The organism is Micromonospora sp. I033 (assembly GCF_053890995.1).
Genome location: NZ_JBSSLX010000165.1, coordinates 1 through 13,276, shown reverse-complemented (window position 1 = coordinate 13,276; position 13,276 = coordinate 1). Strand labels below are relative to the sequence as shown.

The 13,276-nt window shown below is 71.8% G+C and carries 11 protein-coding genes, 1 tRNA gene and 1 pseudogene; 7 read left to right on the top strand and 6 right to left on the bottom strand.

The genetic code is table 11. The features are described from left to right. Positions 1–731 (top strand): glycosyltransferase (locus tag ACW0Q9_RS22885; protein ID WP_456184512.1); only part of this gene is annotated, 731 nt, incomplete at its 5' end. A 3-nt stretch (positions 732–734) separates the two neighbouring features. Here the strand turns inward: ACW0Q9_RS22885 and ACW0Q9_RS22880 are convergent. The 3 genes from ACW0Q9_RS22880 to ACW0Q9_RS22870 form a co-directional block, all read right to left on the bottom strand. Further along, entirely contained in the window at positions 735–1,841 is a 1,107-nt protein-coding gene (locus tag ACW0Q9_RS22880) for a glycosyltransferase family 9 protein (protein WP_456184516.1), read from the bottom strand. A gap of 61 nt (positions 1,842–1,902) precedes the next feature. Next, complete coding sequence (locus tag ACW0Q9_RS22875) at positions 1,903–2,439, bottom strand: Hsp20/alpha crystallin family protein (protein WP_456184510.1); 537 nt, start codon at positions 2,437–2,439, stop codon at positions 1,903–1,905. Beyond that, positions 2,436–2,942: a DUF2231 domain-containing protein gene (locus ACW0Q9_RS22870; protein ID WP_091261490.1), complete on the bottom strand. Its 507-nt coding sequence runs from the start codon at positions 2,940–2,942 to the stop codon at positions 2,436–2,438. The genes ACW0Q9_RS22875 and ACW0Q9_RS22870 overlap by 4 nt, the downstream gene beginning before the upstream one ends. Before the next feature lie 165 nt (positions 2,943–3,107). On the opposite strand from ACW0Q9_RS22870, the gene ACW0Q9_RS22865 reads away from it, so the two are divergent. Continuing rightward, positions 3,108–3,731: a pyridoxamine 5'-phosphate oxidase family protein gene (locus tag ACW0Q9_RS22865; RefSeq protein WP_456184508.1), complete on the top strand. Its 624-nt coding sequence runs from the start codon at positions 3,108–3,110 to the stop codon at positions 3,729–3,731. A 24-nt stretch (positions 3,732–3,755) separates the two neighbouring features. On the opposite strand, the gene ACW0Q9_RS22860 is transcribed toward ACW0Q9_RS22865, so the two are convergent. Beyond that, a complete protein-coding gene (locus ACW0Q9_RS22860) occupies positions 3,756–5,969 on the bottom strand; it encodes an acyltransferase family protein (RefSeq protein WP_456184506.1) in 2,214 nt (737 codons plus the stop codon). Between the two features lie 498 nt (positions 5,970–6,467). Here ACW0Q9_RS22860 and ACW0Q9_RS22855 point away from each other — a divergent pair, with 498 nt between their 5' ends. The 4 genes and pseudogenes from ACW0Q9_RS22855 to ACW0Q9_RS22840 all read left to right on the top strand — a co-directional run bounded on the left by ACW0Q9_RS22855 (position 6,468) and on the right by ACW0Q9_RS22840 (position 9,391). Continuing rightward, positions 6,468–7,166 carry an SAP domain-containing protein gene (locus ACW0Q9_RS22855; protein WP_456184514.1) on the top strand — a complete coding sequence of 233 codons (699 nt, stop codon included), beginning with the start codon at positions 6,468–6,470 and terminating at the stop codon, positions 7,164–7,166. 120 nt (positions 7,167–7,286) lie between these two features. Next, positions 7,287–7,736 (top strand): annotated as a pseudogene (locus ACW0Q9_RS22850) (SRPBCC family protein); the annotation flags it as partial. A gap of 364 nt (positions 7,737–8,100) precedes the next feature. Next, the gene (locus tag ACW0Q9_RS22845; protein WP_456184504.1) at positions 8,101–8,688 is read left to right on the top strand and encodes a GNAT family N-acetyltransferase; all 588 of its coding nucleotides are present in this window, start codon (positions 8,101–8,103) and stop codon (positions 8,686–8,688) included. 502 nt (positions 8,689–9,190) lie between these two features. Further along, positions 9,191–9,391: a hypothetical protein gene (locus tag ACW0Q9_RS22840; protein WP_456184502.1), complete on the top strand. Its 201-nt coding sequence runs from the start codon at positions 9,191–9,193 to the stop codon at positions 9,389–9,391. Between the two features lie 120 nt (positions 9,392–9,511). Here the strand turns inward: ACW0Q9_RS22840 and ACW0Q9_RS22835 are convergent, their stop codons facing one another. Further along, complete coding sequence (locus tag ACW0Q9_RS22835) at positions 9,512–10,045, bottom strand: hypothetical protein (RefSeq protein ID WP_456184500.1); 534 nt, start codon at positions 10,043–10,045, stop codon at positions 9,512–9,514. Positions 10,046–11,437: 1,392 nt separating this feature from the next. Further along, a tRNA-Thr gene (locus ACW0Q9_RS22830) sits at positions 11,438–11,511 on the bottom strand. A 134-nt stretch (positions 11,512–11,645) separates the two neighbouring features. Between ACW0Q9_RS22830 and ACW0Q9_RS22825 the strand changes: the two genes are divergently transcribed. Continuing rightward, positions 11,646–13,276 (top strand): metallophosphoesterase family protein (locus tag ACW0Q9_RS22825; RefSeq protein ID WP_456184498.1); only part of this gene is annotated, 1,631 nt, incomplete at its 3' end.

The window sequence follows — 13,276 nt, the reverse complement described above, 5'->3', positions numbered from 1 at the left end:
TGGTGGTGAGCGACCAGTCCGACGGCGACCCGGCGTACGCGCACCCGGCGGCGGCCACCATGGTGCGGGCGTTGCGCCACCGGGGCCACCCGGTGCTGCTGACCCGGCGGCTGCCCCGGCGCGGGCTGGCCGAGCACCGGGCGTCCCTGCTGGACCGGTCGGCCGCCCGGTACGTGCTCTGCCTCGACGACGACGTCTGGCTGGAGCCGGGCACGGTGTCCCGGCTGGTCACCGCCATCCGGGAGCTGGGCTGCGGCTTCGTCGGCAACGCCGTGCACGGCCTCTCCTACGTCGATGACGTACGCCCCGAGACGCACGGGCACTACGAGGAGTGGCAGGGCCCGCCGGTGCCCGAGCGGATCCGGCCCGGCACGCCGGAGTGGCAGCGTGCGTCCCTCCACCCGGCGGCGAACCTGCTGCACGTCACCGAGAAGCTGCGGCTGCCGGCCGGGGCGTGGCGGGCGTACAAGGTGTCCTGGATCGGCGGGTGCGTGCTCTACGACCGGGCCAAGCTGATCGACTCCGGCGGCTTCGAGTTCTGGCGCCGGCTGGACGAGCGGCACCAGGGCGAGGACGTCGCCGCGCAGCTCGCGGTGCTGGAGCGGCACGGCGGCGCCGGCGTGCTGCCCAGCGGGGCCTACCACCTGGAGTCGCCGACCACGGTCACCGAGCGGGACGTGGAGGCGTGGGAGGTCGTGGTCGCCGAGTCGGACACCCCGCAGCCGGCCTGACGCTCACCCGGCCAGCAGCTCGCGGGCGGCCTCGACCACCTCGGCCGTCGGGACGTCCGCGACGAACGAGTCGCGGTGCGGGCACTCCCCGCCGCCGGGGCGGTGCGGGTAGATGTCCCGCGTGCAGTCGACGCCGCAGACCGGGCAGTTGGTGGTCCACGAGGCGATCGGGCGGTGCCGGACCCGCAGCGGCGTGGCCCCGTTGATCAGGTTGCCGATCCAGTAGATGCCGACCGTCGGGGCACCGACCGCGGCGGCCAGGTGCAGCGGGCCGGTGTCGTTGGAGACCACCAGCGCGCAGCCCGCGTACGCGGCGGCCAGCCCGCCCAGGCTGAGCGTGCCGACCTGCGGGCGGACCGGCACGCCGGCCGCGGCGACCACCTCGTCCACCGTCTCCCGCTCGGCGGGGGTGCCGGTGACCAGCACCTCGTACCCGTCGCCGGCCAGCGCCCGGGCGACCTCGCCGAAGCGTTCCGGCGGCCAGCGCCGCCGGGTGTCGGTGGCCCCCGGATGCAGCGCCACCCGGGGCCCGGCGGGCTCGCCGAGCACCGCGCGGGCCTCGGCCCGGTCGGTGTCGGTCACCGCCAGCGCCGGGGTGATCGTCACCGCCCCCGCCCCGACCAGGGCCACCGCCTCCAGGTAGCGGATCACCTCGTGCTGGTAGTAGACGTACCGGATCCAGCGGTCCAGCGGCGGCGCGTCCTCGGCCCGCAGGCCGGCGGTGACCCGGGCGCCCAGCCCGACGATGATCGGGTTGGAGTTGGCGCCCCCGCCGTGCAGTTGCAGGGCCAGGTCGAACCGCTCCTTGCGGGCCGCCGCCACGAAGTCCGCCAGCTCGGCCGGCCGCTCGTCCGGGCCGGGTTCGCGGATGCCGGGCGCCGGCGGGACCACCAGGACCCGGTCCACCGGGCCGGGGCGGTCGCGCCAGAGCTGCGCGTGCCACGGCGCGCCGAGCAGCACGATCTCCGCCGACGGGTACGCCGCCCGCAGCGCCTCCAGCGCCGGCAGCACGAAGATGAAGTCACCCAGGGCGTTGGCCCGGAGCACGGCGATCCGTTCGACGTCGGGGACGCGCTCGCCGACCGGGCCGAGCACCGACGACGGCTTCAGGTCGCGGCGCGGCGACAGACGCGCCGAGCTGGAGTTGTCGTTCAGGGTGGCCACGCGACCCCTACGGCCGGTCGATCTCGTCGACCGCGGTGTCCGGGTGGTGCAGCTCCCGGTCGGCGGCCGGGTCGGTCACGGTGCGCGTACCCCCGGAGGTCGCGCTCGAACCGGTGCGGCCGACGGTGATGGTGCGCGGCGCGGGCCGGGCCGCCCGGGGCAGCCGCACCCGGAGCAGGCCGTGGTCCATCACCGCGTCGATCCGGTCCGGGTCCACCCGGGACGGCAGGTCCACCCGGTACTCGAAGCCCCGGGTGGTGAACCCGCCCGGGATGCCCTGGTCGGCGTTGACCTCGGCCTCCGACCGGGCCCGCACGCACAGCTCCCGGTCGTCCAGCTCGACGGCCACCTCCTCGGGGGCCACGCCGGGCAGCCGGACGACCACCTCCCAGCCGTCGGCGATCTCGGTCAGCTCCACGTCCTGGCTGCCGCCGCGGCCACCGACCAGGCGGCTCAGCTCGGCGCGCAGCGACTGAAGCTCGCCCATCGGATCCCAGCCCTGCTGGCGACCCCGCCAGCCCCGACCGCCGCTCTGTTCCGTCATCGCACGTCTCCGATCCGCTGGGTCGCCGAGGGGGGTCGCAGCGAGCTCGGCGCGTTCAGGTCGTGCTCCGGGTCGACGCCCACGCCCAGCCGGTCCACCAGCTCGCCGCCGAGCCAGGCGCTGACGCCGAGGATGGCCACGGCGACCACCTCGATGGCGATCAGGGCGCCGCCGGCCGCCCGGGAGTCGGCGTTCAACCGGACCACCCAGACCGCGGCGAAGAGCAGGATCACCGCGACGTTGGCGGCGGCGTGGGTGAGCCCGACCCGCTTGGCCCGGGTGCCGGTGGGCAGGGCGAGCAGGTCGACGGCGCCGGCCGCCGCGGCCAGCAGGCCGCCGATCAGGCCGACCGTGATGTTCCAGTACGCGACCTCGCCGAGGAAGTCCGGCCCGCCGACGGTGTCGATGACGTCGAAGATCACCGCGGTCACCAGGAGGGCCACCGGGAACATCACCAGCATCGGGTGCACGGGATGGCCGAGCACCTTCAGTCGGCTCTCCATCTCCGCCTCCATCGATCGCGTCCGGGCGCGCTGCGGCTCAGTCCGTACCCGCCCGTTCCGGGGGCAAACCTCGCGGTCGACCCGCTCTCCTAGGCTGACGATGGCGGAACCCGGCCGTTCGCGGGCCGGAATCGCCGTCAAGGTCAACGGACGGGGGAGGAAGTCGTGACGACGACACGGGAGATCACCAGCCCGGAGGAGCTGGCGGAGCTGCTGGGCTCGCCGACGCAGCGGGCGCGGGACAAGGAGCGCACGGTGCTGCACCAGCGGGACCGGGAGTGGCTGGCCGCCTCGCCGTTCTGCCTGGTCGCCACCGCCGGCGCGGACGGGAGCTGCGACGTCTCCCCGAAGGGCGACCCGGCCGGCTTCACCCTGGTGCTCGACGGGACCACCATCGCCATCCCCGAGCGGCCCGGCAACCGGCGGGCCGACGGCTACCGCAACATCCTGGCCAACCCCCACGTCGGGCTGATCTTCCTGATCCCCGGGCGCACCGACACGCTGCGGATCAACGGTCGCGCCCGGCTGGTGCGCGACGCGCCGTACTTCGACGACATGGTGGTCAAGGGACACCGGCCGGTGCTCGCCGTCGAGGTGGCCATCGAGCAGATCTTCTACCACTGCGCGAAGGCGTTCCTCCGCTCCGAACTGTGGCGGCCGGAGACCTGGCGGCCCGACGCGCTGCCCACCCGCGCCCGGCTGGTCAAGGAGGTCGAGGCCCCGACGGAGAATCTCGCCGACCTGGAACGCCACTACGGCCCCGACTACGTCAAGACCATCTACGCCTGATCGCGTCCGCCCGCGCGGCGGCGGTCAGTTCGACGGGGTGAAGCGCGCCGGCACGCCGATGTCCGTCAACGCCCGGGCGAGGTGCGGGGCCGTGGTCTTGACGTAGGCCGCGCCGATGTGCGAACCACCGCGGTAGATGAGGACGTTGCCGAACACCACCGGGCACCTGTCGGTCGGGCAGATGGCGTCGAACAGGTCGATCATCTTGACCTCGGGCACCCCGGTCACCGCCTTCCGCTGCATCAGGTAGGCGGGGTCCTGGTCGTGGCGCTTGCGGTCGAACGCGCAGGCCGACAGGCGCTTCCGGTTCTTGTCGGCGCACGTCACGGCCGGGCCGGGACCGGGATTGTTGGCGAGGACGATGACCTTCGATCCGACGGCGTCGAGCGCCTTCCACGACGAGCGCACGCCCGCGACCATCGCGTCGACCGTCCCCTTGCCGGACGCGGTGTCGAGGGCGCGCGCCGCCCCCTGCGAGGTGACGACGTAGTCGGGACGCTCCTCGACCAGCCTGCGCAGCAGCGCCTTGTTCCACTCGATGCAGTCGGTGTACTGCTTGCTGGGATCATCGGCCCGGAGGGCGGGGGCGCTGGTGAACGGGCACGACGCCTTGGCGGCGATCACCAGTTTCCAGTCGTTCTGCTCGGCGAGCACCTGGAACGCCGGCAGCCACTGGTCCATCTTCGAGTCGCCCACGAGGGCGACGGTAGTGGCCCCGTCGGGCTTGCCGTAGGTGCACCACAGGACCTCGGACCCATCGACCTGCTGGAAGCACTTGTCCCGGTTGGTGACGGGCACGTCCATGAAGCCCTGCCGGATCTGCAGGGGGTCCGGCGTGATGACGTCGAACCGCTCCGGGACCGGGCCGATCGGGGCGGTGCCGGGCGTGGTCGACAGCAGGGCCGCGCCAGGTGCGTACTGGCTTCGGGTCGGCGTGGCGTTGGCCGCCCACCCGGCCGTCAGGACCAGGGCGAGGCCGGCGCAGATCCCGGCCAGCGTGAAGTTGCCACCCAGGCTCAACGCGAGACGCGGCGACGTCGAGATCGCCCGCGAGTATCGCAGCGGGTTCTCCACGAGCCGGAAGGTGAGCCAGGCGGGGATCACCGAGGCGAGCGCCACCACCAGGCCGCGCTTCACCGACAGGCCGTCCCAGTACGCGCTGGCCACGATGAGCATCGGCCAGTGCCACAGGTACAGCGAGTACGACAGGTCACCGACCCAGCGGAACGGGCGCGTGCCGAGCACCAGGACCGGACCGCGGGAGCCCGCCGCGGCTCCGGCGGCGATCACCGCGGCGGCGCCGAGCGTGGGCAGCGCGGCAGCGTAGCCGGGCCACGCCGTCTTCGCGGTCACCAGCAGCGCCGCGGCGACGATCGCGGCGAGACCGAGCCACCCGAGGACGACGGCCAGCGCCCGTGGCATGCGCGCGGCGCGGGTCGCGAGCAGGGCGATGCCCGCACCGACCGCGAGCTCCCACAACCGCGTCGTGGAGACGAAGAACGCGCGCTCCGGAGAGTCCGCCGTCTCGACGATCGACCAGACGAACGACGGCACCGCCAGGATCGCGAGACCGACCCACAGGACCGGCCGCACGTTCGCCCGCCGGAGCCTCCTCGCCGCGAGGATCGCGAGGATGATCAACACGGGCCAGAGCAGGTAGAACTGCTCCTCGACGGCGAGTGACCAGAAGTGCTGGACCGGCGAGATGGCGGCGTTGTCGGCGGCCAGGTAGTCGACCGCGCGGTCGGCGAAGCGCCAGTTCACCACGTAGATCGCCGCGGCGGCGATGTCGCCGCCGACCTCCTGCCACTGCCCCCGGGGGACGAGGAACCGGACCGCCACGGCGGTGGCCGCCAGTACCACCGTGGCGGCGGGCAGGATCCGCTTGGCCCGCCGCGCGTAGAAACCCAGCAGCGAGACGCGGCCGGTGCGCTCGATCTCGTTGAGGAGCTGCCCGGTGATCAGGAAACCGGAGATCACGAAGAAGACGTCGACCCCGACGAAGCCACCCGGGAGGAACGGCAGCCCGGCGTGGTACAGCAACACCAGCCCGACGGCCACGGCGCGGAGCCCGGCGACGTCAGCCCGGAAGCGGCTCGGCGAGTGCTCCCTGCGCGGCTCGGGCCCGGCCGCCGTGCCCGGCGGGGTGCCGGGGCCCGCCGGGGAGACCGGGACGCCCGACGTCCCGATGTGGGAGCTTCCCCGGGCGGCAACTGTGGTCAACTCCGGGGAAGTCATCACAATCCTCTAGCTTGGCGGCGCCGGCCCCGGAACGATAACGGCTCGTCACGCGCGTGGGCAATCGTGCCCGGCCGGGTCGGCCCCGCTGCGATTGCCGCCCCCGCGACACCCGTTGGACGCACGTCACCGGGCCGGCTCCGCTGACCGAGGCCCGGCGTGCGTCACGCCGCGCCCGGTCGGGCGGACGTTTGGACGGGCGGCTGGGGGTACTGATTCGGGGACGGCCCCCCACACGACCACGCGACGTTGAACCCCTGGAACCGGGTCGAGGAAGGATGATGTGCGATGCCCACGAAGAACGGCTCCGGGCGCGGCAGCGGCTCGACCGCGACCACGAACCCGCCGGGCAATCAGACCCCGAACACGCCCGACATCAACGAGAGTGAGATCGCCCGGCTCAAGGTCGACCAGCTCCGCGACCGGCTGCGCCGGCGCGGCGTGACCGGCACCGCCGACATGCGCAAGGACGACCTGGTCAAGGCCCTCGTGAAGAGCATGCGGGACGGCGCGAAGAAGAGCACCTCCGCCCGGGCCGGCGGTTCGTCCCAGGCCTCCTCGTCGGCGAAGAAGAGCACCTCGTCGGCGAACCCGCCGGGCAACCAGACCCCGAACACGCCGGACATCAACGAGAGCGAGATCGCCCAGCTGAAGGTCGACGAGTTGCGCAGCCGGCTCCGCGCCCGGGGCGTCACCGGCACCTCCGACATGCACAAGCCGGACCTGGTCAGGGCCCTGGTGAAGAGCCTGCGCGACGGCTCCGGGTCGGGCTCGCGCTCCGGTTCGCGCGCCGGCACCGGTTCGCGCTCCGGCTCCTCCGGCGGCGGCGTGCGCACGGGACCGCAGACCTCGAAGTCGATCAGGTACGCGCAGGAGGTCACCTCGGTCGACGACGAGCCGGAGCGGCCCGGCCGCAGCCTGGTCACCACCGACCACGACGTGATCCGGCAGTGGGCGGAGGCACGCAGGGGCGTGCCGACCACGGTGCCGGGCACCGAGCACGACGGGCACGCCGGCGTGCTCCGCTTCGACTTCCCGGCCGGCGGTCGCGAGGAGCGACTGCGCGAGATCAGCTGGGAGGAGTGGTTCCGCACGTTCGACGAGCGGCGGCTCAACTTCATCTACCAGGAGGAGCGCTCCGACGGGAAGCAGAGCAACTTCTTCCGGCTGGAGAGCCCGGACCGCGAGGACGGCTGATTCCCCACCGGAATCCGCAGGGCCCGGGTCGGCACGCCGATCCGGGCCTTTCGGTCTGATTAGGCCGAATCCTCTGGGGTACCGATTTCAGTGCAGACGACTGAACGACAAGGAGTGCTCATGACCACGAAGGTCGAGAAGTCCATCGAAGTCGACGTACCGGTCAGCACCGCGTACAACCAGTGGACGCAGTTCGAGGAGTTCCCCCGGTTCATGGGCGGCGTGCAGGAGGTGCGCCAGCTCGACGACCGGCGGATGCACTGGGTCGCCGAGATCGCGGGCGTGAAGCGTGAGTGGGACGCCAAGGTGCTGGAGCAGGTGCCGGACCGCAAGGTCGCCTGGGCCGCCACCAGCGGCGCCACCAACGCCGGCGCCGTCTACTTCCAGCCGATCGGCACCGACCGCACCCAGGTCCGCCTCTCGCTGGAGTACGAGCCGGAGGGGCTGGTCGAGAAGGCCGGCGACAAGCTGCACATCGTGGAGAAGCGGGCCGAGGCCGACCTGGAAAAGTTCAAGTCGTACATCGAGAACCGGGGCGCCGAGACGGGCGCCTGGCGCGGCACCATCGACGAGGGCCGTACTCTCGGCACGCCCGGCGTGGAGCACGCTGCCTCCTCGCGCGGCGACGACGGCAAGGCCGGCGTCTCGGCCAAGGCGGTCGCGGCCGGCGCGGTGGCCGCGGGCGCGGCCGTGGCCGGTGCCGCCGCGGCGGCCAAGCACCGCTCGGAGACCGACGAGGAGCCCACGCCGCAGACCGAGACGGAGTACGTGGTGACCGACGTCCCGGCGCAGCGGACCGCCGCCTTCCCGCCCGACCCGGCGGACCCGCGCAGCACCCGGTAGGCCTTTCACCTCCCTGCCGGAGCGAGCCCGGTGGGCCGGCCACGCGCCGCGCCCCCGGGCTCGCTTCGTGTGGCGCGTATCGTTGCGGCCCGTGACCGACCTCGGACGACGCACACCGGAGATCACCGTCGCCACCCCGGCGGACCGCGAGCGGGTCGTCGACTCGCTGGTCGCCGCCTTCGCAGCCGACCCCGTCCTGACCCACCTCTTCCCCGACCCGGCCAGCTACCCCCGGCACGCCGCCGCCTTCTTCGGGCACCTCTTCGACAAGCGGGTCCACCGGGGCAGCGTCTGGACGATCGGCCAGGGCGCCTCGGTCGCGATCTGGGAGCCACCCACCACGGCGGAGCCCGTGCCGGCCGACCCGCTCGCCGCCCACCTGCCCGCCGACGCGCTGGCCCGGGTCCGCGCCTACGACGAGGCCGTGCACGCCGCGCTGCCGGCCGGTCCGTTCTGGTACCTCGGCGTGCTCGGCACCCACCCCGACAGCGCCGGGCGGCGCTGGGGCCACGCCGTCATGCGGGCCGGGCTGGACCGGGCGGCGGCGGACGGGCTGCCGGCGGTGCTGGAGACCAGCAACCCGGGCAACGTCGAGGTCTACCGCCGGGCCGGCTGGCAGGTGGTACGCGAGGTCGCCGAACCGCTGCCGACCTGGATCATGCAGCAGCCGGCCCGATGAATGCCCACCGGGCGGCCCCCCGGATCGTGCCGGAAGAGGATCTCGCCGGCTACCCGGTCGGCCAGTTCCTGGAGGTGCTGAAGGCCCTCACGGTGATCCTGACCCTGCCCCAGTCGGCCGCCGCCCACGTCGACGCACTGGTCGTCGTCACCGGTCAGGGCGAGGAATGGCGCCTCACCCATGCGATCCGCACCTGGGAGGCGAACGCCAGGCTCCGCCATCTCCTGGTGGCGAACGGGAACCCGGCTGAAGAGACCTACCTCGAGGTCACGCTCGACTACCTGCGGAGCCTCGGCCTTCGTCGCACCGAGGGGTCCACCTCCAGGCCGAACCGGCACCCCACACCGGCCTGCAGGCCGAATGGATCGTCGATCAGGTCGCGGCCCGCGGCATCACCAGCCTCGCGCTCACCGTCTCGCCCTACCACCTGGCCCGCGTCTATCTCACGGTCCTCAGGGCGTTCGACCGGAGGCACCTTCGCCTCCCCGTCATCCCGCTTCCCGTGGCCGTTTCTCCGGGCACACCCGTCCCGGAGACCGGGGCGACCGCCTACGACCTCGTACCCGGGGAGGTCAAACGCATCCTCGACTACATGGGCGAGGGATGGGTTGCCACGTCGGGCGAGCTACAGGAGTACCTGCGGTGGCTGTGGAGCGAGCACGAGTCCCTGCTTGTCGGGCCCGACCACGCCCAGCGTCAGTAAGAGCGTGACGGGGCACCCCGGTCGATGCAGGGTGACGTCGTAGCCGAGGGTGTTCGGCGCGGCCCTACTCGTCGGCTGCTGCGTCAGTCCGTCCAGCGTCGTCGCAGTCATCCGTTGCGGTCATCGCGGTGGCGGTGTCGTAGTCGGCTCGTTCAGCAGCGCCGGAGACTCGCGGCAGAAGTGGTCGTGATACCTGGGCGAAAAATTGACCGTCACCCTGTAGGAGCCGGGCCGATGGGTGGGGTCGTGAAAGACGTTCAACGTCAGGCAGCGATCCCGGACCATCTTCTTGGCGAACAGCAGCCGGACGTTTGAGGCTTCGCGCGCCCACCCCGACTCTCGGGCGACCGTCTCGTAGTGGCTCTGGACTTCTTTGTCCGACAGTCCGCTGCGATACTCGACCGTCACCGCGCCCCAGGTCTGGCTCTCACTGCCGGGACCAGTTTCGGTGCAGGGCTGTAGCGTGGCCGGCCCCCCAACGGGCGACGCGCCTGCCGGCAGCTGCTGAAAGACTGCCTCGCCAGCCAGCTTCGCCGGCTCGTCCGGCGCGGCGAAGCAGCCACGGTTGAAGAATGAGCGAACCACGTAGACCGGCTCGGCCAGGACAGGCCACGCGAGATAACCACCGACAGTGCAGACGACGAGCATGCTCACGAACCCCGCCGCAACCCTGGCCAACCCTGCTCGCCGGCCAGCGTCAGCCTCGTCTGTCACGACACCAGCGTAGAGAGTCGTCGCCGCGCTGAATATCTCTCACGGATCCCCTCGTCGGGTCGATCCAGGTGGAGGCCAGCCGGCAGGATTGGCTGTACGGATGGCAGTATCCGCCCACTCCGACTGACAGCCGCATGACCAGTACCTGCCTAGACTGCCGCGCGGAGCCCTCGTGATGATCGTCAATTATGGGACGGTCGGTTTCATGGTCGACTTCTACATCGGCACTATTACGCATCGAATCGGCGATTTGGAGCACGGGTAACCGATCATGAGCCAGACGAGGCTGAGGTCGGCCGGCTTCGTCGGGTAGTCGTAGACCGTGAAGGTTCCCGCGCGGACGGGAACCAGGTGGAGCGCCGATGTTGGCTCTGCTGGAAGGACGAGCCCTCCGCTTCGCTCACCGAATCCCCTACGACTATCCCCGCGCGCCGGACTCTCTGAAAGCCGTCGTCCAAAACGGCGAACTGGAGTGGGAACGCGGGATAGGAGATTGGATACCGGGGTCAAGCCATGGTTGACGGTCCGACTCTCAGGCAGATCGGGCCGGCCTTGTTTAGAAGAAGATCGCGGATGACGGGTCGCGGTAACCTGCCCTGGTCAAGCCGTCCGCCACTGTCGGAACACGTCGGCCTTGGCCGACGGTCTCTGCTGCACGAATGGCAGTAGACGGCGGGGCTGGCCACAACGGGGGCGGGAGAACAGGTGGCGCTCAAGAAGCGGGGCAGTAGGCCCATCGTTGTCGCCGGGATCGGCTACCGCTGGTTCGTCCGCCGGAAGCCGACGTACAGCCAGGGCTTGGCCTGGTCGCCGCTGAGCTTTGCCGTTGAGCGGACGGACCCGCCTGGCTGTGCCACCCTCATCGTCCGGCTGGCGTCCCCTCATCCTGGCAACTGGATAAATGCTCCGGCCTCGCCGGTGCTGCCTTCGGCGGTCGCCAACGCCATACGGCAAGCGCTTGACCGCGGCTGGCAGCCGGATCGTCCCGGATCTCCGTTCATGCTGAGCCTCGGTGATGAGGACCAACTCCCGTAGCCGGGGACGGTCCAGGCCCAATGGCACGCTGATGGCACGCTGGGTTGCTACCTCGACGGCCGGCCGTGAGCGGTGATGGCACCGTCAATTTGGAAGAGCGTGCTCCGACGTGCGGGCCTGGCTCTCGAAGCAGGCGGGTAGCCGATGAGCGTGGAGCAGCGACCGAACCGGAAGTGGCGGGCGCGGGTACGAGACGCCTCCGGGAAGGAGATCGCCCGGCGCTTCGATCGGAAGTCGGGTGCGGAGCGGTCTCGGGAAACGGCGAAGCCCAGGCCGATGACCTGGGCTTCTTCACCGAGCCGCCTGACGGAATCGAACCGTCGACCTACGCATTACGAGTGCGTCGCTCTAGCCGACTGAGCTAAGGCGGCAACGATCGTCAAGTGTACGGCACGCCCCGGCGGAAGCCGAACGGGATCCCCCCACGCCCGATCCGGACATCCGGGAGTTTCGGTACGTCCGCGGGGGAGAGACTTCGCGGGCGGTCCGGACTACCCTGCGGCGGGTGAGCGACGATCACGAACCGCCGCAGCAGCCGATCCCGGAGGCGCAGCCCGGTGAGCGGGCCACCCGACGACCGCACAGCCTGGACCCGCTGGAGCTGGGCTTCACCCCGCGCAAGCCGGTCCCCTGGCTGGCGCCGCTGCTGCTGATCAGCACCGGCCTGCGGACCCTACTGGCGATCCTGTTCGGGGCGTACCTGGACAAGCGCGAGTTGCAGAACGCGTTCGGCGACGGCACGTTCCGGCAGGTGGGCCCGGACGGCGGGCTCTGGCTGGACTACGTGGCCGACCTGGGCGACGGCTTCGACGCCACGTACTCGGTGGCGTACCTGCTCGCCCAGCCGGAGCTGGAGGTGGACGGGCACCGGCTGCCCCGGGCGCAGACCCTGGTGATGGGTGGCGACCAGGTCTACCCCTCGGCGGCCTACGAGGCGTACGAGGACCGGTGCAAGGGTCCGTACCAGGCGGCGCTGCCGGTCGCGCCGCCGCAGCGGCCGACGCTCTTCGCGGTGCCGGGCAACCACGACTGGTACGACGGGCTGACCGCGTTCCTGCGGCTGTTCGTCCGGTCCCGGGACCGGCACTTCGCGGGTTGGGGCACCGGCCAGTCCCGCTCGTACTTCGCGGTGGAGCTGCCGGCCGACTGGTGGCTGCTCGGCCTCGACGACCAGTCCGGCTCGTACCTGGACGACCCGCAGCTCACCTATTTCGACGAGGTCGCCCGGAAGCTCACCTCGCGGTCGAAGGTGATCCTGGCGGTGCCGGCGCCGACCTGGGTCAAGGCCCACGACCATCCCACGGCCTACGACTCGATCGACTACTTCATCCGGACGATCGTGGCGCCCACCGGCGCGCAGGTGCGGCTGCTGGTCTCCGGCGACCTGCACCACTACGCCCGTTACGCAGGCCCGGAGGAGCGGCAGCTGATCACCTGCGGGGGCGGCGGCGCCTACCTCTACCCGACGCACCAGCTGCCCGAGCGGCTCGAGGTGCCGCCGCGGGACACCATGGCCCGCCGGGCCAGCCCGACCCGCGAGTACGAGCTTGCCGCCCGCTATCCGGACAAGGCCCGCTCCCGCCGGTACGGCTGGGGGATCTTCGCCCGGCTGCCGTTCCGCAACCCGGGTTTCGCCACCCTGCTGGGTACCCTGCACACGCTGCTGATGCTGGCCATGGCCGGGGTGGCGGCGAACAGGGTGGGTACCACCGAGCAGCGGCTGTTCAGCGTGCCGCTGGTGATCATGCTGGTGGTGACCCTGCTGGGCGCGGCGTTCTTCGCCAAGCCGCCGAGCTCGGGCGGGAAGCGGCACGCCCGGAACTGGATCCTCGGCGTGACGCACGGGCTGGCCCACGTGGCGCTGGCCGCCGGCGGCACCTGGCTCTGGTTGCAGTTGCCGTTCTACGACTGGCCGTGGCCGCTGCCGGCGGTCGCCGCGGCGGTCCTGTACGGGCCGGTGAGCGGGCTGGTCGCCAGCCAGCTGGTGGCTCTCTACCTGCTCGTGGCGGGATCGTTCGGGGTGAACGTCAACGAACTCTTCGCCGGCCAGGGCATCGAGGACTCGAAGGCGTTCCTCCGCTTCCGCATCGACCCGGACGGCACGCTGACCATCTACCCGATCGCCGTGGACAAGGT

Bases quoted from the DNA above. Each gene is read 5' to 3' on its own strand.
- ACW0Q9_RS22855 (WP_456184514.1), top strand. From the start codon at position 6,468: ATGCGGGACGGCGCGAAGAAGAGCACCTCCGCCCGGGCCGGCGGTTCG.
- ACW0Q9_RS22870 (WP_091261490.1), bottom strand. From the start codon at position 2,942: ATGGAGAGCCGACTGAAGGTGCTCGGCCATCCCGTGCACCCGATGCTG.
- ACW0Q9_RS22860 (WP_456184506.1), bottom strand. From the start codon at position 5,969: ATGACTTCCCCGGAGTTGACCACAGTTGCCGCCCGGGGAAGCTCCCAC.
- ACW0Q9_RS22875 (WP_456184510.1), bottom strand. From the start codon at position 2,439: ATGACGGAACAGAGCGGCGGTCGGGGCTGGCGGGGTCGCCAGCAGGGC.